The organism is Pseudoroseomonas cervicalis ATCC 49957 (genome assembly GCF_000164635.1).
Lineage (GTDB): Bacteria > Pseudomonadota > Alphaproteobacteria > Acetobacterales > Acetobacteraceae > Pseudoroseomonas > Pseudoroseomonas cervicalis.
The window spans coordinates 1-2,578 of the sequence record NZ_GG770923.1; the positions used below are offsets into that span (position 1 = coordinate 1).

Consider the following 2,578-nt stretch of genomic DNA (forward strand, 5'->3'; position numbering starts at 1 on the left):
AGGCGGATGTCGCCGCCCGCCCGGTCGCCGCCGCGCTGGAGCGGATCTTCGGCCAGGCGGTGCCGGTGGTGAACCGCCCCGGCGCCGGCGGCATCCTGGGCAGCGCCAGCGTCGCCCGCGCCGCGCCGGATGGCTACACCGCGCTGATGGCGCTCTCCTCGCTCGGCGTGCTGCCGGAGAGCGAGCGCATCATGGGCCGCACCCCCGCCTACACCATGGAGCAGCTGGTGCCGGTGGCGCGGGTCACCGCCGACCCCACCGTGCTGGTGGTGCCGGCCAGCGCGCCCTGGAAGACGCTGGCCGAGTTCGTCGCGGCCGCGAAGGCGCGGCCGGGCGCCATCACCTATGGCTCCGCCGGCAACTACTCGACCCTGCATGTGGCGATGGCGATGCTGACCGGCGCGGCGTCGATCGACCTGCTGCACGTCCCCTTCCAGGGCGGCGGCCCGGCGCTGACGGCGCTGCTGTCGGGCACGATCGAGGCGCTGGCCTCCGGCCCCGGCCCGGCCCTGCCGCATGTGCGGGACGGCCGGCTGCGCGCCCTGGCCTGCTGGGGCCGCGAGCGCATCGCCGGCTTCGAGGATGTGCCGACCTTCCTCGAGCTCGGCATGACCGAGGTCGAGTTCTACATCTGGTCCGGCGTCTTCCTGCCCGCCGGCACGCCGGGCGCCGTGCTGGAGCGCTGGGGCCAGGCGCTGCGCACCGCCTGCGCCGAGGATGCGGCGCTGCGCCGCGCGCTCGACGCCGCGGGCAGCCCGCTGGCCTACCAGGACAGCGCGGCGTTCCGCGACTTCGTCGCCGCCGACACGCAGCGCCTGACGCGCGCGGTCCAGCGGATCGGCCGCGTGGAGTGAGGAAGGCGCCAAGCGGCCGCCGCCGGGGATGGCCCTGGCGGTGCCCCCGGCGTTGTCGCGTCCCAGCCCCGTCCGCGCCCGCCCGCAGCCCAGGGACGCCGTGCGGGAAGCTGGGTGTGGCCAAGGTCGCGCCGTCTCCGCCCGGGCGCCGGGTGGCTGCGCCTCAGCCGCCGCTGTCGGTTCCCACATATCCTGTCCACGGTATCCCTGTAAGTCGCTGATTTCTAGCGGGGCGCTTACCCATCGCTTGTCCACGCCCCGGACCAAAGCGTGGCCACAGCCGAATTTCCTGACCCATGTCGTGTCCACAGGCGACAGGCTTGCCCGGCCCCCCCGCCAACTGGCTTCCGTCTGGCGGCCGACCGCCAATCGGCTTCCGGGGGTGCGTCCAGATTCGTGGTTGCTGCCGCCCGCCGATGGCCGATATGGACGGTCCCGTTCAGGAGGCGAGCGATGCGCGACGGCGTTGCCCTGGCCGCCGAGGTGGCCTCCCGAGGCCAGTATCGGTTCACCGCCGAGGAGTTCAGGCGGATGCCGGAAGCCGAGATGCCCCCAGGGCACGCGCGGGTTGAGCTCATCGAGGGGGTCGTCGTCCCGATGGCGCCGACGCTCCCCGACCACTACTCGGTCATCTACCTGCTCGAAGGGCGCCTGCGTGAGGCACTCGAGCCGAGGCTCAAGGTCAGGTCACACGCGCCGGTCCAACTCGGCCAGTACACGCAGGCCGCACCCGACATCTCGGTCATCACGCCCCGGCAGGATGGCTACCGGTACCGCCTGCCGGGAGCGGACGACATCCTGCTGCTGGTTGAGGTGGCGGAGTCCGCCCTCTCCTGTAATCGGCACGACAAGGTGCCCCTCTATGCCCTCCACGGCATCCGGGAGTTCTGGCTGATCGGCATCGCGGAGCGCCAAGCCCTGGTCCTCCGTGATCCTGTCGACGGGGCATTCCGGTCGGAGCGGGCGATCTGCTTCGGCGGGTTCTTGGAGCCGCTGGTCGCGCCCGGGCTACGCATCCCTTTCGAGGAGTTCCTCTAGGCTGCCAGCAGATACTGGGGCGCCAGACATCTATCGCTTGTCCACGGCCTGGTCCAAAGGATGTCCGCAGGCGACAGTCCGCTTGTACCACGACAGTTCCAAAGTTCTTGAGGTTCACAAGTGACAGCCGGGACACTCAAGGCCGGGCTTGCTGCTGACGGCAGGTCTGCCGCGGGCGGGCAGCCTTGAAGCTGGATGTCGGGGGTGTGGGCCGATGCTGCGCGATGACGACCGGGCTCGCGTTACAGCCATGCTCGAAGTTCTTGAGGATTCCGCTGACGTTCTTCGGGGCGTCGCGTCTTCGGATGCCAGCGACCCCGCGACAGACCTCTTTGCTGAAGCGGCCGTCATCGAGTCTGTGGCCCGACGACTTCGCGACATCTCCAGCAGGGTCGCTGCGCTCAACTCTCCCGACATCGACTGGCGCGCAGGTGGCGGCCTTCTCTGGCGGGCAGAGCGCTTCGATGATGAGGGTCGCCATCCCGTTGGCTACGATGCCGATGTGCTGGGGCATGAAACCGGCACGCTGACCGCGCATGCATCCGCCGATCGGGAAGGGGCGTGGCGTGGGAAGTTGGTGTTCGAGATTTCGACTGCCGGGAGCACAGACTCCGACGCGGAGTCTTGGACCCTGTTTGAGTGCGGACCGTATAATCTCGGAAGGGTATTCACCGACCTTGAGGCAG

General features: G+C 70.1%; 3 protein-coding genes. All 3 read left to right on the forward strand.

Translation table 11 applies throughout. The annotated features are described in order from the left end of the window. On the forward strand, positions 1–854 hold an 854-nt coding region (locus HMPREF0731_RS20370; protein WP_007006114.1), incomplete at its 5' end, for a tripartite tricarboxylate transporter substrate binding protein. A gap of 453 nt (positions 855–1,307) precedes the next feature. Beyond that, positions 1,308–1,892: a Uma2 family endonuclease gene (locus tag HMPREF0731_RS20375; RefSeq protein WP_007006115.1), complete on the forward strand. Its 585-nt coding sequence runs from the start codon at positions 1,308–1,310 to the stop codon at positions 1,890–1,892. A gap of 214 nt (positions 1,893–2,106) precedes the next feature. Next, positions 2,107–2,578, forward strand: a 472-nt coding sequence (locus HMPREF0731_RS24615; protein WP_007006116.1) for a hypothetical protein, incomplete at its 3' end; no start/stop codon positions are given.

Coding starts and splice junctions, on each gene's coding strand:
- HMPREF0731_RS20375 (WP_007006115.1), top strand. CDS start 1,308: ATGCGCGACGGCGTTGCCCTGGCCGCCGAGGTGGCCTCCCGAGGCCAG.